This window comes from Halomonas qaidamensis, assembly GCF_025917315.1.
GTDB lineage: Bacteria > Pseudomonadota > Gammaproteobacteria > Pseudomonadales > Halomonadaceae > Vreelandella > Vreelandella qaidamensis.
Genome location: NZ_CP080627.1, coordinates 3047567 through 3066770, shown reverse-complemented (window position 1 = coordinate 3066770; position 19204 = coordinate 3047567). Strand labels below are relative to the sequence as shown.

Annotated in this window: 15 protein-coding genes and 2 tRNA genes; 14 read left to right on the top strand and 3 right to left on the bottom strand. The window is 53.2% G+C overall.

Annotated elements, in window-relative coordinates:
- The first annotated feature begins 98 nt into the window (after positions 1-98).
- The 9 genes from purL (at position 99) to nadA (ending at position 11335) form a co-directional block, all read left to right on the top strand.
- The gene (gene purL / locus K1Y77_RS13780) at positions 99-4040 is read left to right on the top strand and encodes a phosphoribosylformylglycinamidine synthase (RefSeq protein ID WP_030070360.1); all 3942 of its coding nucleotides are present in this window, start codon (positions 99-101) and stop codon (positions 4038-4040) included.
- Positions 4041-4276: 236 nt separating this feature from the next.
- Positions 4277-5068: a crotonase/enoyl-CoA hydratase family protein gene (locus K1Y77_RS13775; protein WP_264429048.1), complete on the top strand. Its 792-nt coding sequence runs from the start codon at positions 4277-4279 to the stop codon at positions 5066-5068.
- 1 nt (position 5069) lies between these two features.
- Positions 5070-6899 carry a DEAD/DEAH box helicase gene (locus K1Y77_RS13770; protein ID WP_084180372.1) on the top strand — a complete coding sequence of 610 codons (1830 nt, stop codon included), beginning with the start codon at positions 5070-5072 and terminating at the stop codon, positions 6897-6899.
- Between the two features lie 71 nt (positions 6900-6970).
- Complete coding sequence (locus tag K1Y77_RS13765; RefSeq protein ID WP_264017633.1) at positions 6971-7963, top strand: segregation and condensation protein A; 993 nt, start codon at positions 6971-6973, stop codon at positions 7961-7963.
- The gene (scpB, locus tag K1Y77_RS13760) at positions 7960-8805 is read left to right on the top strand and encodes an SMC-Scp complex subunit ScpB (protein ID WP_264429045.1); all 846 of its coding nucleotides are present in this window, start codon (positions 7960-7962) and stop codon (positions 8803-8805) included. Before K1Y77_RS13765 ends, scpB begins: the two co-directional genes overlap by 4 nt.
- A complete protein-coding gene (gene rluB, locus K1Y77_RS13755) occupies positions 8792-9667 on the top strand; it encodes a 23S rRNA pseudouridine(2605) synthase RluB (protein WP_030070355.1) in 876 nt (291 codons plus the stop codon). Before scpB ends, rluB begins: the two co-directional genes overlap by 14 nt.
- A 118-nt stretch (positions 9668-9785) precedes the next feature.
- Positions 9786-9861 (top strand) — tRNA-Lys (locus tag K1Y77_RS13750).
- Between the two features lie 82 nt (positions 9862-9943).
- A tRNA-Lys gene (locus tag K1Y77_RS13745) sits at positions 9944-10019 on the top strand.
- A gap of 287 nt (positions 10020-10306) precedes the next feature.
- On the top strand, positions 10307-11335 hold the full coding sequence (nadA, locus tag K1Y77_RS13740) for a quinolinate synthase NadA (protein ID WP_264429043.1): 1029 nt from the start codon (positions 10307-10309) through the stop codon (positions 11333-11335).
- Between the two features lie 73 nt (positions 11336-11408).
- Here the strand turns inward: nadA and K1Y77_RS13735 are convergent, their stop codons facing one another.
- A complete protein-coding gene (locus tag K1Y77_RS13735) occupies positions 11409-12869 on the bottom strand; it encodes a M48 family metalloprotease (RefSeq protein ID WP_264429041.1) in 1461 nt (486 codons plus the stop codon).
- Positions 12870-13035: 166 nt separating this feature from the next.
- Between K1Y77_RS13735 and K1Y77_RS13730 the strand changes: the two genes are divergently transcribed.
- Entirely contained in the window at positions 13036-13314 is a 279-nt protein-coding gene (locus K1Y77_RS13730; protein WP_264429039.1) for a sulfurtransferase TusA family protein, read from the top strand.
- Positions 13311-14408, top strand: a complete 1098-nt coding sequence (locus K1Y77_RS13725; RefSeq protein WP_030070351.1) for an AI-2E family transporter — start codon at positions 13311-13313, stop codon at positions 14406-14408. The genes K1Y77_RS13730 and K1Y77_RS13725 overlap by 4 nt, the downstream gene beginning before the upstream one ends.
- 88 nt (positions 14409-14496) lie before the next feature.
- On the opposite strand, the gene K1Y77_RS13720 is transcribed toward K1Y77_RS13725, so the two are convergent.
- Complete coding sequence (locus tag K1Y77_RS13720) at positions 14497-14970, bottom strand: peroxiredoxin (RefSeq protein WP_264429036.1); 474 nt, start codon at positions 14968-14970, stop codon at positions 14497-14499.
- A 340-nt stretch (positions 14971-15310) separates the two neighbouring features.
- On the opposite strand from K1Y77_RS13720, the gene dapA reads away from it, so the two are divergent.
- The 3 genes from dapA (at position 15311) to purC (ending at position 18015) form a co-directional block, all read left to right on the top strand.
- A complete protein-coding gene (dapA, locus tag K1Y77_RS13715; RefSeq protein WP_030070349.1) occupies positions 15311-16195 on the top strand; it encodes a 4-hydroxy-tetrahydrodipicolinate synthase in 885 nt (294 codons plus the stop codon).
- A gap of 79 nt (positions 16196-16274) precedes the next feature.
- Entirely contained in the window at positions 16275-17270 is a 996-nt protein-coding gene (locus K1Y77_RS13710; RefSeq protein WP_264429034.1) for an outer membrane protein assembly factor BamC, read from the top strand.
- A gap of 31 nt (positions 17271-17301) precedes the next feature.
- Positions 17302-18015: a phosphoribosylaminoimidazolesuccinocarboxamide synthase gene (purC, locus tag K1Y77_RS13705; protein WP_030070347.1), complete on the top strand. Its 714-nt coding sequence runs from the start codon at positions 17302-17304 to the stop codon at positions 18013-18015.
- Positions 18016-18141: 126 nt separating this feature from the next.
- Here purC and K1Y77_RS13700 read toward each other — a convergent pair whose 3' ends face one another.
- A complete protein-coding gene (locus K1Y77_RS13700) occupies positions 18142-18882 on the bottom strand; it encodes a response regulator transcription factor (RefSeq protein ID WP_030070346.1) in 741 nt (246 codons plus the stop codon).
- Between the last annotated feature and the right edge of the window lie 322 nt (positions 18883-19204).

Here is a 19204-nt window from a genome sequence, read left to right as displayed (position 1 = left end):
TTCCAGTATCATAGCCCCTATTAGTGTCATTAAAGAGGGCCGCGCTGCGGCCTGTTGATTTCCTGCACGAACTCTTCCTGCTTTAGAGGCTCCCAGATATGCTCGAACTGCGAGGCGCACCTGCCCTTTCTGCCTTCCGCCATGAACGGCTGCTAACGGTGTTGCGTGAACGTGTTCCCGAGGTGGAGGCGCTGTCCGCCCATTACGTCCACTTCATTGATCACCAAGACACGCTGGATGACGCCGCCCAAGAGCGTTTGGCCCAGCTGCTTGACTATGGAAGCCACGCTAGCCAAGACGTACCGGAAAACGCCCTGCGCTTTTTGGTAGTGCCTCGCTTGGGTACCCAGTCTCCCTGGTCCTCTAAAGCAACCGATATTGCCCATAACTGCGGGTTGCATCAAATCAGCCGCATCGAACGTGGGGTCGATTACCGGGTGGCGCTGAGCGGCGAACCAACTAGCGACGACCTGGAAGCGGTCAGTGCGCTGCTGCATGACCGTATGACAGAGAACGTGCTGGCTGACGTCGCTGATGCGGTCAAACTGTTTGCCCATCACGCACCTGCCCCGCTGGGCAGTGTTGATATTTTGGAAGGCGGCCGCGAAGCGTTGGCAACCGCCAACCGTGAATTAGGGCTGGCGCTTGCCGACGATGAAATCGACTATCTGGTGGCTGCGTTTGTTGAGCTTGGCCGCAACCCTAGTGATGTCGAGCTAATGATGTTCGCTCAGGCCAACTCTGAGCACTGCCGCCATAAAATCTTTAACGCAGACTGGGTTATCGACGGTGAAGCCCAGAGTCATTCGCTGTTTAAAATGATTAAAAACACTTTTGCGACGTCGCCAGATAATGTGCTCTCGGCCTATAGCGACAACGCGGCGGTGATCAAAGGAAGTCATGGTGGGCGCTTTTTCCCCACGCCTCTGGTCGGCGCTGAGGGCGAGCGGGCAAGCTATGATGCCCATCAAGAGCCGATCCACATTTTGATGAAGGTGGAGACCCACAACCACCCCACAGCGATTGCGCCATTCCCAGGCGCAGCGACCGGTTCTGGCGGTGAAATACGTGATGAAGGGGCGACCGGTATCGGCGGTAAGCCGAAGGCGGGTCTGTCAGGCTTTACCGTCTCTAACCTGCGTATCCCGGAGTTTGTGCAGCCCTGGGAAGCCTTTGACTACGGCAAGCCTGAGCGTATGCAGTCAGCGCTGCAAATTATGTTGGATGGCCCTATCGGCGGTGCCGCATTTAATAACGAGTTTGGCCGTCCTAACCTGACGGGCTACTTCCGCACCTATGAGCAGGATACGCTGAGCGACGATGGCATAGAACGTCGTGGCTTCCACAAGCCGATTATGCTGGCCGGTGGTTATGGCAATATTCGTGCTCACCATGTGCAAAAAGGTGAAATTCCCGTTGGTGGCAAGCTCATCGTGATGGGTGGCCCAGCCATGCTGATCGGTTTGGGCGGTGGCGCCGCGTCTAGCATGGCCTCTGGCGAGTCTAGCGCGGACTTGGACTTTGCCTCGGTGCAGCGAGAAAACCCAGAAATTGAGCGTCGCGCCCAAGAAGTCATCGACCGCTGCTGGGCGCTGGGCGATCAAAATCCGATTCGTTTTATTCACGATGTAGGCGCCGGCGGTCTTTCCAATGCCCTGCCGGAGCTGGTCAAAGACGGCAATCGCGGTGGTGTGTTCGATCTGCGCGCAGTGCCTAACGCCGAGCCGGGCATGAGCCCGCTGGAAATTTGGTGCAACGAAGCCCAAGAGCGCTATGTGCTGGCCGTTGCCCCTGAAGACCTGGATACTTTTGACGCCCTGTGTAAGCGCGAGCGCTGCCCCTATGCGGTCGTTGGCGAGGCCCTGGAGCATCATCACCTGGAAGTGCGCGACGGCCATTTTGATACCAAACCGGTCGATCTGCCGATGAGCGTGCTGTTTGGCAAACCGCCGAAAATGACGCGCTCGTTTGAACGTCAAACGCCTGAGCTGTCTGGCGTTATGCTCGATAACCTAGATCTACGCGAAGCGATGGATCGGGTGTTGCGCCTACCTACGGTAGCATCGAAAAGCTTCTTGATTACCATTGGCGACCGCTCAATTACTGGTCAAGTCGCCCGTGACCAGATGGTTGGCCCTTGGCAAGTGCCGGTGGCCGACGTTGCCGTTACCACCGCAAGCTTCGACACCCACGCTGGTGAAGCCATGGCAATGGGCGAACGTCCACCGGTAGCATTAATTAACCCTGCTGCCAGCGCCCGTCTAGCCGTTGCCGAAGCGATTACTAACCTAGCCGCTGCGCCTATTGCCAAGCTGTCGGATATTAAGCTCTCAGCGAACTGGATGAGCGCCGCTGACCATCCTGGTGAAAACCAAGCGCTGTATGACGCTGTGCACGCCGTCGGTATGGAGCTGTGTCCGGCGCTAGGCATTGCCATTCCGGTGGGTAAGGACTCCATGTCCATGCGCACCGCTTGGCAGGAAAGTGATGAGGCTGACGAAAACAGTGCTGACGAAAAGAGCATTACATCGCCGCTTTCGCTGGTGGTAACTGGGTTCGCGCCGGTCACCGATGCAATGGCGACGTTAACGCCGCAAATCAACCTAGACCAAGACGAATCCGACCTGATTCTAATTGACCTGGGGAATGGCCAAAACCGCTTAGGCGGCTCTGCGTTGGCGCAAGTCTATGGTCAAGTCGGTAACGAGTGTCCTGATGTTGATGACCCAGAAGACCTGAAAGCGTTTTTCGAAGTCATTCAGGGGCTCAACCGCGACGGCAAACTGTTGGCCTACCATGACCGTAGCGATGGTGGCCTGCTAGTGACGCTGCTGGAAATGGCCTTTGCGGCCCACGCGGGCCTTGAGATTAAACTGGATTGGCTGATTGACGAGCCGGTGGAAGCTTTCAACGCACTGTTCTCCGAAGAGTTAGGCGCGGTCATCCAGGTGAGCCGTGAGCACACAGAAGAAGTGCTCACTCAGTTTGCGGTGGCAGGTATCGAAACATGCGGTGTTATTGCGCGCCCTCGTTATGACGACCAGGTGCGGGTAACGCTGTTTGAAGAGCCACTGTTGGAAACCACCCGCCAACTGACCCAGCGCACCTGGGCGGAAACCAGCTACCGCATGCAGGCGCTGCGTGATAACCCCGAATGTGCCAAGAACGAATTTGATAATCTGCTGGACGTCCGTGACCCTGGCCTAAGCGCTGCGCCTAGCTTTGATATTAATGATGATATCAGTGCGCCGTTTATTAACACTGCCAAGCCCGCTGTTGCCGTGCTGCGTGAGCAGGGCGTGAATGGCCAAGTCGAGATGGCTTGGGCGTTCCACAAAGCAGGCTTTGACGCAGTGGATGTACACATGAGCGACATCCTTGAAGGGCGTGTTTCCCTTGATGAGTTCAAAGGGCTTGTCGCCTGCGGTGGTTTCTCTTATGGCGATGTACTAGGTGCAGGCGGCGGTTGGGCGAAATCGGTGCTGTTCAATGAGCGTGCCCGTGAGCAATTTGCCAACTTCTTCACCCGTGATGACAGCTTCTCGCTGGGCGTGTGCAACGGTTGTCAGATGCTCTCGCAGCTGAAATCACTGATTCCGGGCGCTGAAAGTTGGCCTGCGTTTGAGCGTAACGAGTCCGAGCAGTTTGAAGCTCGCGTGGCGATGGTGCGGGTAGAGAAAAGCCCATCGATTCTGCTGGCCGGTATGGAAGGCTCTAAGCTGCCGATTGCGGTGGCTCACGGCGAAGGGCGTGCCGAGTTCCGCGATACTGCACACTTGCGCAGTATGCAGTCCAGTAGTCAGATAGCGCTGCGTTATATCGATAACTACGGCCAGGTAACGACCCGCTACCCGGCTAACCCCAACGGCTCGCCGTCAGGGATCACCGGCCTCACCACGCCGGATGGCCGCGTCACCATTATGATGCCTCACCCAGAGCGGGTGACCCGTGCGGTCACTAACTCCTGGCGTCCGGCTGAATGGACGGAGGACGGCGCTTGGCTACGCTTGTTCCGTAATGCCCGCGTATGGCTGGGCTGATACGCCCTGCCATGCTAACGAAAAGCGGCCTGCGGGCCGCTTTTTGCTAGGGGGGGCTCTAGGAGGGCAAAGCAGTACAGCAATGGCGAAAGTAAAATAAAACGTTTGTTTGAAAAGCGTTCATCTTCGCGCCACACTCACTTCATAGACGCGGTTATCAGTTTATCAGCGGATTAGCCCACAAACGCAGCGATCGCCCATCGGTGGCGAGCCAAAGAAAGTTTCAGGGAGCCCGAATGCATCACATCTTCAATGAGCGTGTAACGCTGACCTTCACCGACCATGTGGCCGACGTTATGTTGTCGCGCCCCGACCATCATAATGGTTTGGATTGGGCCATGATCGATGGCCTGCTGGCAGCCCAGCAGCACCTGCCCCAGCTTGCTGGGCTGCGGGCGGTGGTTTTAAGCGGTGATGGTGATAGCTTTTGCGCAGGGCTAGATATGGCGTCGATCATGAGCGAGGCGGAGCGGCTGCCCACCCTGCTGGCGCCTGACAACGCGGGTATCAACCCGGTTCAGCGCTTGGCGCTAGGCTGGCGCGAGGCGGGCGTGCCCGTGGTGGCTGCTCTGCATGGGCATGTTTACGGTGGTGGCCTGCAGATAGCACTGGGTGCCGATATACGCATTCTTCACCCTCACGCGCGCCTGGGGCTGCTGGAGATCGACTGGGGCATTATCCCCGATATGGCGATTAGCGTGACAGGCATGGGGCTGCGTCAGGATGTGCTTCAAGAACTGGCGATAAGCGGGCGCAAGGTATCAGGGGAAGAGGCGTACCAGCTGGGGTTAGGCAGCCGCCTAAGCGATGTGCCCCAGGAAGCAGCTCGTGAAACCGCAGCGCTTATCGCCTCGCGCTCACCTCGGGCGGTGGCGGCTGCTCGCGAGCTGTTCGCTCGCGCGCCGGATCTAGCCCATGGCGAGCGGCTGGCCCTCGAAGCGCATTTGCAGCAGCAGCTGTTGGCGGGTGCCGAGCATCGCGAGGCGGTAAGCGCACGGATGGAGCGTCGCGCCCCGCGCTTCGACTAATATGTCTTCATTCAGCTCGTCCAGCAGCGCTAGTTCCGCTTCGCCGCCCAGCTTGCGCCCTTACCAAACAGAGGCAGTCAAGCGGGTGGTGGAGCACTTCCGCGCGACCAGTGCGCCCGCGGTGGTGGTATTGCCTACCGGTAGTGGCAAGTCGCTGGTCATTGCTGAGCTTGCCAGGCTTGCCCGTGGCCGCGTTCTGGTGCTGGCCCACGTACGTGAGCTGGTCGAGCAAAACCATGCTAAATATCAAGCCTATGGGCTTGAGGCAGATATTTTTAGCGCGGGTCTCAAGCGTAAAGAAGCCAGCCGACAGGTGGTGTTTGGCTCGGTGCAGTCGGTGGTGCGCAACCTAGAGCGTTTCAGCGATGCAAGTTTTACGCTGCTAGTGATAGACGAGTGCCACCGGGTCTCGCTGGAAAAAGACGCCAGCTATCGCCAGGTGATTGAACATCTTCAGCATCACAACCCGCAGCTAAAAATTCTCGGTTTAACTGCCACGCCGTTTCGGTTGGGGCAGGGGTTTATCTACCACCGTCACCACCATGGCATGGTGCGCGGTGATGACGCGTGCTTCTTTGCCGACTGCGTCTTTGAACAGCCGCTACGGCTAATGGTGAAACAAGGCTTTTTGGCGGAGCCTAAACGGCTGGATATGGCCATTGAAGGCTACGACTTTTCCGCCTTGGCTCCTGCCTCCAGTGGGCTGTTTCGTGAGGAAGAACTCAACCGTGTTGTTGCCGGTAGCCGCGTTACGCCAGGGATTATTGCCCAGGTGGTTGAGTATGCCGCCGCGCGTCAAGGGGTGATGATTTTTGCCGCCACGGTCGCCCATGCCGAAGAAATTATCAGTTATTTACCCATCAACCAGTCAGCGCTGATTACCGGTGCGACGGCCTCTCACGAACGTACAGCGCTGATTGAGGCGTTCAAGGCGCGTGAACTTAAATTTCTTGTTAACGTCGCCGTGCTGACGACTGGATTTGATGCGCCCCATGTGGATTTAATCGCCATTCTGCGGCCCACAGAATCGGTAAGCCTTTATCAGCAAATTGTTGGCCGAGGGCTGCGTCTTTCGCCGGATAAAGCCGACTGTCTAGTGTTGGATTATGCCGGAAACCCCTGGGACCTCTATGCGCCAGAGGTCGGCGAGCCAAAGCCGGACAGTGACAGCGAGCCAGTACAGGTTGAGTGCCCGGCCTGTGGTCATGCCAATCTATTCTGGGGTAAACGTGATGGTGAGCTGGTAATTGAGCATTTTGGCCGTCGATGCCAAGGGCTGGTAGATAATCCCAATCCACCTGCTAAGCCAGGCAAGGGCAGGTGGGGCACCAATCAAAAGCAGTGTGACTTTCGTTTTCGCTTTAAAGTCTGCGAGCAATGTGGCGCTGAAAATGATATTGCCGCCCGCCGCTGCCACGGTTGCGAGCAATTGTTGGTAGATGCTGACGATAAGCTCAAAGATGCGCTTAAATTAAAAGATGCCAACGTGCTGCGAGTCAGCGGTATGCAGTTAGAGGCCATCACGAATGGGCGAGGGCTGCCGCGATTAAAAGTGACCTATTACGATGAAGATGGCGCCAGCTTGGCCGAGTGGTTTGCGCTGGAAACGCCGGCTCAGCGGCGGGCATTTTATGCGGTTTTCTTACGTCACCATTTGCGTGCGCCAGGGACTAAGTGGCAGCCTGCTTCGCCAGCTGAGGTGGTCGAAGAACAGCGCCGCCTACGCCACCCAGACTTTGTGGTGGGCCGTAAAGTTGGGCGGCACTGGCAGCTTCGCGATAAGCTGTTTGACTACCAAGGGCGCTACCGTAAAGCCGCCGAGGCAGGCTAGGTGCCGCCACGGCTTGCACGCTGTTACACTGGCCATCATGGATGTTTAACTGATAAAGGAATACGCCCTGCGTGAGCGAGACGCCAAGCGCTACCGTTGACCATGACTCTCTCGACGCCCTCGCCACAGCACCCATGGCGGAAGTGCTAGGGCGTCTGTTTGATGAGCCCATCATGCAGCTGCCGGAGGATCTGTATATTCCACCGGAAGCGCTGCGCGTGTTTTTGGAAGCCTTCGAGGGGCCGCTTGATCTGTTGCTCTATCTGATTCGGCGCCAAAACCTGGATATTCTCACGATTAACGTGGCAACCATTACGCACCAGTACATTGAGTACGTCGAGCTGATGAAAGCCATGAAGATTGAACTGGCCGGTGAGTACCTGTTAATGGCAGCGACGCTGGCGGAAATTAAGTCGCGCTCACTGCTGCCGCGCCCGCCGAAGGCGGAAGGCGAAGAGGAAGAAGACCCCAGGGCTGAGCTGATTCGCCGCCTGCAAGAGTACGAGCGTTTAAAAGAAGCAGCCGAAACGTTAGACACGCTGCCTCGGGTTGGGCGTGACTGGTTCAGCGTTCAGGCAGGGTTGCCACCGCTGGAAGCGCGAGTGATTCACCCTGACGTGGGGTTAGACGAACTGTTAGGGGCGCTGTCGGACATTCTGAAGCGCGCTGAGCTGACACAATCCCACCAGATCAGCCGCGAGGTGCTGTCTACCCGAGAGCGCATGCTGAAAATTATGGAGCAGCTAAGTCACGACGCTGAGCACCAGCGCTATACCCCCTTTGAAGCGCTGTTTACGTTGGAAGAGGGGCGCGCTGGCGTCGTAGTGACGTTTATGGCCATTTTAGAATTAGCCAAAGAAGCCATGATTGAAATTGTCCAGAATGCGCCGCTGTCGCCCATTCATGTGCGTGCGCGTCAAGCGGCCTTGGCAGATAGCGAAGAGAGCGCGTTTGAAGACGTAGACAGCGAAGACGATGCCTCTGAGTCTGCGTTTGACGAAGTGGTGTTTGAAGAGCCAGGGTTTAAAGAGCCAGCGTTTGAACCTGACGAGGAGTCGCCGTGAGAGACACCACGTTAGACGATATTATTGAAGCAGCGCTGCTTGCTGCTGGTGAACCGCTTTCCTTAGAGCGGCTTGAAACGCTGTTTTTAGAAGACGAGTGCCCGCCCAGAAAAGCGCTGCGGGATGCATTGGCTCGTCTTGAGCTGCGCCATGAAAACGGGGCGCTGGAGCTGGTGGAAACGGCATCCGGTTTTCAGCTGCGTATTCGGCCACGGCTTTCGCACTGGGTATCGCGGCTATGGGATGAGCGGCCGCAGCGTTACTCACGGGCGCTGTTAGAAACGCTGGCGCTGATTGCCTATCGCCAGCCAGTAACGCGAGGCGATATTGAAGACGTGCGCGGCGTCAGTGTTAGTAGTTCGATTATGCGTACGTTGATGGAGCGAGGGTGGGTTCGCGTAGTAGGCCATCGAGATGTGCCCGGACGCCCCGCTGTTTACGCCACTACTCGTAGCTTTTTAGATGATTTTGGCCTGAAAACCTTGGATGCATTGCCGCCCATGCATGAACTGGTCAATGCTGATGATCGCGATACGGATATTGGGCAAGATGAAGCGCAACCAGCACTGGACGAAACGCCTGAAACCGTGCAGGATGCGCCACCCCAGAGTGAAGAGATAACCTCAGCTGAGAGTGTTGCTGCTGAGAGTGTTGCAGCAGAGGTTGTTACAACAGAGATTGTTACAGCAGAGATAGCTGATAAACACGCCGAGACGGCGTTAACCCAGCCGCTGAGTTTCGCCGATTTAGAGGCGCGCCTAGCGGCACGTGCGCAGCGTAACGACGATGATGCGCGCACGCAGACTAACGATGTGAGGTCAGACGACCATGAGTCAGAGTAATAACACCACGCCCCCGACCAGCGAAAAGCTGCAAAAAGTATTGGCTCGGGCAGGGCTGGGTTCTCGCCGAGAGATGGAAACTGCCATTTCCGACGGCCGAGTAAAGGTGAATAGCCAAGTCGCCAAGCTAGGTGACCGGGTAGAAGCCCGCGACAAGGTAAGTTTTGATGATCGCCCCGTGTCACTGCGGCCCGAAGAGGAAGTGCCGCGCCGGGTGATTATGTACAACAAGCCAGAAGGCGAACTGTGCACCCGTAAAGATCCAGAAGGGCGTCGCACGGTGTTCGAACGCCTACCGCGCCTGAAAGGCGAGCGCTGGATTGCCATTGGCCGCCTGGATATTAACACCAGTGGCTTGTTGCTCTTCACCACAGACGGCGAGCTTGCTAACCGCTTAATGCACCCATCAACCCAGGTAGAGCGTGAATACGCGGTGCGGGTGATGGGTGAGGTCAAGCGCGAACACATTGTTGCGATGGTCGACGGCGTGATGCTAGAGGATGGCCCGGCGCGTTTTACCGACGTACAAGAGTTCGGTGGTGAAGGCATTAACACCTGGTTTCACGTGGTGATTTTAGAAGGTCGTAACCGCGAAGTGCGTCGCCTGTGGGAATCCCAAGGGCTCACGGTTAGCCGCTTAAAGCGGGTGCGCTATGGCAATATCTTCCTTGATAAGCGCGCCAAAGCAGGCGAGTGGGTAGAGCTTTCCCAGGACGAGGTCGATGACTTGGCCACGTTGGCAAATCTAGAAACCCGCAAAGTGCCCGCATTAACGCCAGATGAGAAGAACCGTTGGAGCCGCGATAAGCACAAGCGCCGCCCGGTTCAAGCTATGCGCAAGCCAAAGCCTAAGCGTGGTTAATAATTAAGTATGGTTGGTAGTAGTTCGAAGAAGTGTTTTTGACGGATGTGTATTGGTAAAAGGTAAAAAAGGCTTGCTATTAGCAAGCTCTATCCGTACTATATGCATCCGTTCGAGGGGGTCGTTAGCTCAGTTGGTAGAGCAGTTGACTTTTAATCAATTGGTCGTAGGTTCGAATCCTACACGACCCACCACTTGAACAGAATTACCGCTTAAGCGGAAACTTAGCGCCAAGTTGCTTGTAATAAGTTGTTAACTAGGTGCATAGCAATATTTGGGTCGTTAGCTCAGTTGGTAGAGCAGTTGACTTTTAATCAATTGGTCGTAGGTTCGAATCCTACACGACCCACCAAATTTAACGCCCTTGGTAGCTTGCTGCCAGGGGCGTTTTGCTATTTGGTGATGAAGCCAACTAACGCACACTTTATGCTTGCAGCGGGCAACGATTTAACACCACAATAGTCCTAGTTATAGCTACCAATGATGTCATGGTAGCGCTGTCCACTTATGGTGGGCAGAGCGATGAGTCCCCGCGAAAGACGCAGCGGCTTATCGCATCGAGTGCGGCGTTTGCAAAGTGCACACGCCGTGACCGGTGTTTAACAGGGGGATTCCCTGTTCGTCACAGTGGTAGACACGATGACTATTATGACTACTCAAGCTGAGCTTAGCGCTCCGCTCCCCAGCCCATATTGCCCCACCCGTATTCCTGCGGAAGATGAGGCACGGGTGGCTGAAATCAAGCAACTACTCAACGCAAACAATGCAGTGCTTGTCGCTCATTACTATACCGATGATGCCATTCAACAGTTGGCTGAAGAGACGGGTGGCTGTGTTGCAGACTCTCTTGAAATGGCACGCTTTGGTGCACGACATGATGCGACAACGCTGGTCGTTGCAGGTGTGCGCTTCATGGGAGAAACGGCGAAAATTCTATCGCCAGAAAAACGCGTTTTAATGCCTACTCTGGAAGCGACCTGTTCGCTGGATATTGGCTGTCCTGCCGATGAATTCAGTGCTTTTTGTGATGCGCATCCTGACCGTACCGTGGTGGTATACGCCAATACCTCTGCCGCCGTGAAAGCCCGTGCTGATTGGGTTGTTACCTCCTCAATTGCGGTTGAAGTTATTGAGCACCTTCAAGCGAAAGGGGAAAAAATACTGTGGGCACCGGATAAGCATTTAGGCGGTTATATTCAGAAAAAAACCGGCGCAGATATGCTGATGTGGGATGGTGCTTGTATCGTTCACGAGGAGTTCAAAGCGAAAGGTATTGAAGATCTCAAGCGCCTTTATCCGGAAGCTGCGGTGCTGGTGCACCCTGAGTCACCGGATGCAGTCGTTGCTTTGGCTGACGTGGCAGGCTCTACTTCGCAACTGATTAAGGCTGCGCAAACGCTAACTAATGACAAATTAATTGTTGCCACTGACCGCGGCATTTTCTTTAAAATGCAGCAGGCCGTGCCCGATAAAACCCTGTTTGAGGCGCCCACAGCGGGCAACGGTGCAACCTGCCGTAGCTGTGCCCACTGCCCATGGATGGCGATGAATGCTCTGGATAACCTCGCGGGAGCGCTGCGCGACGGTAGTGGCGAAATTTTTGTTGATGACACGCTGCGGCTGCAGGCGTTAAAACCACTAGAGCGAATGCTGAGTTTCAATGCCTAACGTATAAACTCACTATGATAGCTCGAAGGGTACAGCCCGAATGCGATAGGCATTCGGGCTTTTTTTAGAAATGTCAAAACTTGTCTAATGCCTCGCGATAGTCAATGAACGCTTCCCTGCGTTGTTCAATACGCGCTAATACCTGCTGATCGTTCTCTTGCTGTGCGGCATCTTTAGCGATATTTAACTGGCGAATACCGCGGTCAACTCTACCGGTTAGCTGTAAGTGCTCTGCTCGTGCTAAGTGACCCCAACCGTTATAACCACTTCGTCCCGCTGCTTCGGCAAGTAGGTTGAATCCCTGGGGGCTTTCAGGGTGCTGCGCAGTAATATCACGTAGCAATTCATAAGCAGCCTGTGGGTCGCGCTGCAGCTGAGCTTCGGCTAACACCAATTGCGCCGGTAAGTAATTGGGCATGATTCGCAGTAGACGCTGGCTACGCGTAATAGCTTCCTCATAGCGTTGGGCTTCTAACGCAACTGTAGCGGCAGAGGCAGGTAGCATACCGTAGTCGGGTAATTCACGGGCCAGTTGATCGATAGTTTGCAGCGCGTTGTCAGTTTGGCCGTTTCGAGCTGCGATTAGCGCCGATAAATAGCGCTGCGCTTGCTCTTCACCATTTTCTTGGGCAAGGCGTGATGCAGCTTGTTGCGATGTGTTGTGGTAAATGCTCAAAAGTGCGCGAGCGCGCATCATGTCGTATAACGTGTCACTAGTATAAGTGTCGGCAATTGTTAGCTGTGATGCGCGTGCCTGAGCATCGCTTAGCCGGCTATCGCTCACTGGGTGGGTAAGTAAGAATTCTGGTGGGGTGCCGCCCTGGAGCCGTGCCATTCGCTGCATAGCACCAAACATTCGTACCATCGCATCTGGGTTGTAACCGGCACTTGCCATTGCCTGCAGACCAATACGGTCAGCTTCTTGTTCAAAACGTCGTGAATAAGACAATTGATCTTGAATTAGCGCCGCTTGAGAACCCATGGCAGCGGCCATGCCTGCATCACCGCCACCGCTAGCGGCAATGAGCATGCCTGCAAGCATAGCGGCCATCGCGGGTAGCTGCGTTTGCTCTGCTCGTGCACTGCCCCTGGCGTAGTGTCGCTGAGACAGATGGCCTAGCTCATGGGCGATAACCGACACAAAGGCTCCCTCATCTTCAGCAAAGGCGAATAATCCAGAATTGATGCCTATGACCCCGCCAGGAACTGCGAAAGCATTGAGAGAACCGTTATCAACCATCACGGTCGTTGTGCGAAGGCTGCCAAGCTGACTATGAGGAGCAAGGCGTGCAACTAGGCTATTTAGGTAGTCATTTACGATAGGGTCTTGCCATTGTGGTGCCTGAGCACGAAATTGACGAAGCCAAGCGCGACCTAGACGATACTCCTCGTTGCTAACAGAAGTTGAAGCGCCGCCTAGGCTAGGGAGCTGATAATCGTCGAAGCCAAGGCTGGGCGAGCTAACGCTGGCGATGCTCAGCATAAGTGCCAGTGCATAGGTTCGGCGAAAAGGTACGAGTCGAAGGTGCGGCATGGCATCCTCATTGGTGTTCCTGAGTTCAAGTAATATACGCAGCAAACAGCGGTGTGACATTGATTCAGGCAGGGAAGTGCCGTTAAATCAAATTCTCAATGAGCATTTGAAAGAAATAGTGGTTGTAACAATACCGTATTCGAGCAAATATTTTTCAGGAGAGGGTATGTCCGAGCAAACAGATTCTAGGCCAGTTAATAGCCTTCAGCCAGACACCGTGTTAGATGCCACCGGATTACATTGCCCGCTACCGCTATTAAAAGCCAAGCAGGTACTGGCTGGGTTGGCCCCAGGTCAACGACTAGAGGTGAGGTCAACCGATGCTGGCTCATGGCGCGATATGGCATCATTTACTGAGCTAAGCGACCATACGCTTGAAGGGCGCGAACAACGCGGCGATATTTACTACTTCTGGATACGCAAAGCAGGGATATCTCGCTCATGACCGTGCGTACCATTCTGAAAAGTTGGGTAGAACGCTACTTTTCAGACGAAGAGGCGTTAATCCTTTTGCTTGTGTTAGTAGCTGGATTTGCAGCCATTATTTGGTTTGGCAGAATGCTAGCGCCGTTTTTCACTGCGCTTGTGCTAGCGTTTTTGCTGCAGGGGGTAGTGAGTGCGCTGACCCGGCGCGGGGTGCCTCATTTGCTAGCGGTTATTGTTGTGTTTGTAGCATTTGTTAGCGTGTTATTGACGCTTGCTTTTATCTTAATGCCACTGATCTGGAATCAGCTTGTTGGCCTTGTTCAGGAAACTCCCCGGATGTTTGCTAGTGGCCAGGGGTGGTTAGACGACCTACAGGGGCGCTATCCAAATTTAATAACCCCCGATCAAATGCAAAGCTGGATAGGCGTTGCCAGCCGAGAAATCAGCCAGCTAGGGCAGCGTGCATTAACACTTTCACTGGCGTCGCTTGGCAACATTATGTCGCTGATTATTTATCTCGTGTTAGTGCCGATACTGGTATTCTTTATGCTCAAGGATCGCCAGTCATTGGTAGGTTTTACGCTGTCGCTGCTACCACAAAAGCGCACGCTGTTGACCCGCATCTGGCATGAAATGGATCGTCAAATTGCGAATTACATACGCGGCAAATCGATTGAAATTATTATTGTTGGTACGGTTTCTTTCTTTACCTTCGCTTTCTTTGGCTTGCCTTATACCGCGTTATTAGCAGTGCTTGTGGGTTTCTCTGTGCTGGTGCCTTACATTGGAGCGGCAGTTGTCACTATTCCTGTGGCGGCGGTTGCAGGGTTTCATTTTGGAATCAGTGAGCAATTTGCTTATGTGCTGATTGCCTATGGTGTGATTCAAGCACTTGACGGGAATGTGCTTGCACCCGTGTTGTTTTCAGAAACGAATAATATCCATCCCGTTTCAATTATTGTCGCGGTGCTGTTTTTTGGCGGTATTTGGGGGTTTTGGGGCGTTTTCTTTGCAATCCCCCTGGCTACATTGCTAAAAGCATTGGTTTACGCTTGGCCAAGGGGGATTGAAGAACGAGAAGGAAAAAAGCAGCTACCAGTGGTTGAACATTAATAGGCGCTATCTACTCGTAATGCATGTGAACGGATAAGAGAAACGAGCGGAGATGGCATCCACAAGGGATACGGCAGTCTTGGTCTTGTTAGCTGGCATTTAATGCTTCTGCGGCTGCCAATACGTCATCAACGTGCCCTGGAACTTTAACGCCACGCCACTCTTGAGCAAGCTTACCCTCACTGTCAATCAGGAAGGTGCTACGCTCAATGCCAAGGTGCTCTTTACCGTACATTTTTTTGAGCTTGATAACGTCAAAAAGCTGGCACACAGTTTCATCCTTATCGGAGATAAGCTCGAAATTGAACTCTTGTTTCGCCTTGAAGTTCTCCTGAGCACGGATACCGTCTCTAGAAACGCCGATAATGACTGTGTTGGCAGCATCGAAACGCGGTTTGCGGTCTCTGAAATCGCCACCTTCGGTAGTACAACCGGGTGTACTGGCTTTCGGGTAAAAATAGATAACTACCTGTTTACCGCGCAGTTCAGACAGTGTCACCGTTGTATCACCGGTGGCCGAGGCGGAAAAGTCAGGTACCAATTGGTTAAGGCTCACTGACATGTAAAGCTCCTTTAATGGGACAATATAGTGAGTTGATTACACGCAAGTAACGCGCTTATGTCAAAGCGAATAAGCGCCTAATAGCGAAGGGCTATAAAAACTCTCAGTGCTTTGCGCTGTACAGGTTCGAGTCGCCTGAGTACCATTTGTTTTTTGTAGAACCCCTTGGAGCACAGCAGAAGGCGAAAGGCATAAAATGGCAGCTAGTCGAATTGCCCCACTATGTATGCTCAATGTATGCCCATGCGATACCCAGGCTAATGGTCGTGGCTACTCGATTTCTTTGAACGAATATCGTTTGCCGCGTAATTTTATAATTTTGTAGGTGAGGAACAAGCGGATGATCACAGGCAGCATTGTCGCCCTGGCGACGCCGATGAAGATCAATGGCGACATCGACTGGGAGGCGCTTCGTCGTCTGGTGAACTTCCACCTCGATAATGGCACTGATGCCATCGTTGCAGCGGGTACCACCGGCGAGCCTACTACCATGTCATTTGCCGAGCACTTCGATGTGATTCGCAGCGTGGTAGAAGAGGTGAATGGCCGAATTCCAGTGATTGCCGGCACCGGGGCTAACGCCACATCAGAGGCGGTTGAGCTGGCACGCTATGCCAGTGAAGTGGGCGCAGACTACTGCCTATCGGTGTGCCCTTACTACAATAAGCCGACCCAAGAAGGGCTATACCAACACTTTAAAGCCGTTGCTGAAGGCAGTAATCTTCCAGTAATTCTGTACAACGTTCCTGGTCGTACCTGCTCTGATCTCTACAATGAAACGGTAGTGCGCTTGGCAGAAGTGAAAAATATCATTGGTTTGAAAGATGCGACGGGGAACCTTGAGCGTGCCGAGGATCTAATTACCCGCTTGAAGGGCAGCGATTTTATGCTCTACTCCGGAGACGATGCCACTGCCTGTGATTTTATGTTGATGGGTGGCCACGGTGATATTTCCGTTACTGCGAACGTAGCGCCTAAAGCAATGCATGATTTATGTGCTGCAGCAGTGGCCGGTGATGCAGACAAAGCACACCAAATTAATACGCGTTTGATGCCGTTACATACTAATTTAGGCATCGAAGCGAACCCAATCCCGGTTAAGTGGGCACTGCATCGCATGGGGTATATGGACGCAGGGATTCGTCTGCCGTTAACTTGGTTGTCTGAAAAGTACCACGCCACTGTGAGTGAAGCGCTGCAGTTGGCGGGCGTCGTAGAGGAGTAATTCGACGCAACCCCTCTGTTACCCGGTGGTCGTTGTTGACTCACCGGGTACTCGATCTGTTGACTGTTAAGGTGGCTCGATGCGCCCTGTTCTTGAAAAACGCTTGCTTGAAAAACGTGCGCTTAAATGGATACCGCTGGCACTCGCAACAGCTGTTGTACTTGCCGGATGCTCGCGCGATGGTTACTACCATGACCGCAATTTAGACTACACTGAAGCCGCCCCAGCGCCCCCCCTAGTACTTCCTGACACGCGCAATACCCAGCGTTACCGCGATGCTATGCCTGTGCCGCAAGTTACTGCACAAGATACGCGCCCTCAACAGGCCGCTGAGATTTCTGCGCCTCCGTCATTAGCGATTGGCAGTGGTTTAGAACCAGAGTTCGTAGAGCGTCGTCAGGTAGGTAACCAGACATGGCTAGTAGTCGCGGCAGACACGGGAACCGTTTGGCCACAGCTAGAAGCGTTTGCGCGTAGTCGCCAGCTAGGTGTACAGCAAAGTAATGCAAGCCAAGGCGTTATAGTGACCTCGCAAGCCACATTGACGCTGCAGAGTGCGTTGAGGTCGGGCAGCAGTGAGGTACGCTGCGAACAATCAGGGCAAAGCGTAGCAGCATGTCTTGACGCGTTAGAACAGTACCTAGGTGCACGTAGTGCCACCGCTAGCGCTTCTTCTTGGACAGCTCAACGACTTGCAGAACAGCAAACGCCTCAGTTGCAACAGCAAGGCGACGACTGGGAAGTGGTAATTCCTCAACCGATAGATCGTGTTTGGGCGGAACTTGATCATTATCTGGAACTTGATTTTAGTGTAGAGGGCGAGCGTGACTTATTAGCAACTTCCGCTGATAATTATGAGTTTTTGGTTGAGTATATGACGGAGACAGAGCGGGGACGTAATCCACTGCAGATTGTCTTTAGCCCCGATGTACGCCGTATGTCACAGCAAATTCGTCTTGCTCTTCAGCCTAACGGTGATAAGACGATTCTGCGCGCCATTAATGCCAGTGAACGTAGCTTTAGTGCTGATGATCAGCGCGAGCTGCTTGAGCGTGTCTCCGGCTATCTACGTTAACGTCTAATTTTGTAACCTTTTCGGAGTCCCCATGGAAAAGCGCCAAGAGCTCTATGCTGGTAAAGCAAAATCTGTTTATACCACCGACGATCCAGATTTGTTGGTACTGCATTTTCGTGATGATACCAGCGCGTTTGATGGCAAAAAGAAAGAGTCACTGGCCCGTAAAGGCAAGGTGAACAACATCTTTAACGCATACATTATGCAACGTCTACAAGAAGCGGGAATCCCTACGCATTTTGAAAAACAGCTTTCGGATAACGAAAGCTTAGTAAAAAATATGCAGATGATTCCTGTTGAATGTGTAGTACGCAACATTGCGGCTGGCGGTTTGGTTAAACGGTTGGGCGTTGAAGAGGGGATGGCACTGTCTCCTCCGACCTTTGAGCTGTTCTTAAAGAATGATGAAAAGGGCGACCCAATGATTAATGAGTCGCTAGCAGAAACCTTTGGTTGGGCAACCCCAGAGCAACTGGCAAAAATGAAGACACTCACTTTTAAAGTAAACCATGTCCTCAAGCAGCTATTTGCCGAAGGTGATATTTTGCTTGTCGATTACAAGCTAGAGTTTGGCATCTTTAAAGGCGAGGTTGTACTCGGCGATGAATTCTCTCCGGATGGTTGCCGTCTATGGGATGCCAACACCCGTGAGAAACTTGATAAAGACCGCTTCCGCCAAGGGTTGGGAGGCGTCATTGAGGCTTATGAGGAAGTCGCTCGGCGCATTGGTATTCATATTGACTGAATAGCATAGCCCCCCATGGTTGAGTGGCTTTAACAGCAAAACCCGCTTAGGAAATCAATTTCCAAAGCGGGTTTTTTGCTATTGTGTAATGGCTTTCGCCCTCAATTCAATAGCTCAATAGCCCCTCTATTTGCTTACGGTTGCCTCAGTCATTTCGTCAAGCGCCTGTAGTCGGTAGCCATATCCATAAACCGAAACAAGATTCCAGCCAAACTCTGAAGTTAGATTCAGTTTTTTGCGTACCCGGTGTATGTGGACATCTAGCGTGCGTGTGCCCGGCGGGTCACTTTTCCCCCAAACATATTCATATAAGTAAGAGCGTGAAAGCGGACTGCCAAGCTGGTTGAGTAGAAGGAACGCCAAGCGAAATTCCTGCCGAGTCAATGTCACTTCTTCACCGTCTACATACGCCGTTTCACGGTTGGCATTCAGCTTAATACGGCCAAATTCAAGTGCTTGCTGTTGCGCCACGCTAGGTGTGCGTAATGAGTGGCGGCGTGTGGAAGCATAGGCTCTTGCAGCAAGCTCACGGGGTCTGAAAGGCTTGCTAATAAAGTCATCAGCACCTGCATTCAACGCCTGAATGACATCTACTTCCTCCTGCCTCAGGGTAACCATAATGACGGCAGGAAGGATCTGCAGATACGTTTTCATCCAGTTGAGCAGAGCGATGCCTGTTCCATCAGGCAAGTGCCAATCAAGCACCACCAAGTCGAACGTGTTACGACTGGCGGTATGTATGAAGGCTTTACTGGTTTCAAAGGAGAAGATATTAGCTTCTATGCCTCGTTCGGCAAACCCATCCAAAAGCGCCTTTTCAATGCGCTCTGAACCCACCTTCTCATCTTCTACTATTGCAATACGCATAGGCCATATCCAAGTCGTGTCTTGTCAGTGAAAGTAAGCAGCATGCTGTGTAGGTCTATCCATAGAGTTCAACGAGAACAAAAGTGCGGTCGTCCGATATGTTTTCCTCGATATCAGCAATACAAGCGCAGATAGTACTGTTAATTAGTCGTTTGTGTTATCTGAATCATAGGGTTGATCGTCTTAATGTAACAATAAGATAAAATTACTAATCTGTTCATTTATCGTTAAAAAATGGTTTATTTTAGTGACTAAACATCAGTTCAACTGCAATTTTGTTAGCGTGCTTGTAGAAAAGCCGACCATAAGATAGACGGTTTCC

Bases quoted from the DNA above. Each gene is read 5' to 3' on its own strand.
- K1Y77_RS13725 (WP_030070351.1), top strand. From the start codon at position 13,311: ATGACCGTGCGTACCATTCTGAAAAGTTGGGTAGAACGCTACTTTTCA.
- purC (WP_030070347.1), top strand. From the start codon at position 17,302: ATGGAAAAGCGCCAAGAGCTCTATGCTGGTAAAGCAAAATCTGTTTAT.
- K1Y77_RS13710 (WP_264429034.1), top strand. From the start codon at position 16,275: ATGCGCCCTGTTCTTGAAAAACGCTTGCTTGAAAAACGTGCGCTTAAA.
- K1Y77_RS13735 (WP_264429041.1), bottom strand. From the start codon at position 12,869: ATGCCGCACCTTCGACTCGTACCTTTTCGCCGAACCTATGCACTGGCA.
- K1Y77_RS13770 (WP_084180372.1), top strand. From the start codon at position 5,070: ATGTCTTCATTCAGCTCGTCCAGCAGCGCTAGTTCCGCTTCGCCGCCC.
- nadA (WP_264429043.1), top strand. From the start codon at position 10,307: ATGACTATTATGACTACTCAAGCTGAGCTTAGCGCTCCGCTCCCCAGC.
- purL (WP_030070360.1), top strand. From the start codon at position 99: ATGCTCGAACTGCGAGGCGCACCTGCCCTTTCTGCCTTCCGCCATGAA.
- K1Y77_RS13720 (WP_264429036.1), bottom strand. From the start codon at position 14,970: ATGTCAGTGAGCCTTAACCAATTGGTACCTGACTTTTCCGCCTCGGCC.
- K1Y77_RS13730 (WP_264429039.1), top strand. From the start codon at position 13,036: ATGTCCGAGCAAACAGATTCTAGGCCAGTTAATAGCCTTCAGCCAGAC.
- K1Y77_RS13775 (WP_264429048.1), top strand. From the start codon at position 4,277: ATGCATCACATCTTCAATGAGCGTGTAACGCTGACCTTCACCGACCAT.
- K1Y77_RS13700 (WP_030070346.1), bottom strand. From the start codon at position 18,882: ATGCGTATTGCAATAGTAGAAGATGAGAAGGTGGGTTCAGAGCGCATT.
- dapA (WP_030070349.1), top strand. From the start codon at position 15,311: ATGATCACAGGCAGCATTGTCGCCCTGGCGACGCCGATGAAGATCAAT.
- rluB (WP_030070355.1), top strand. From the start codon at position 8,792: ATGAGTCAGAGTAATAACACCACGCCCCCGACCAGCGAAAAGCTGCAA.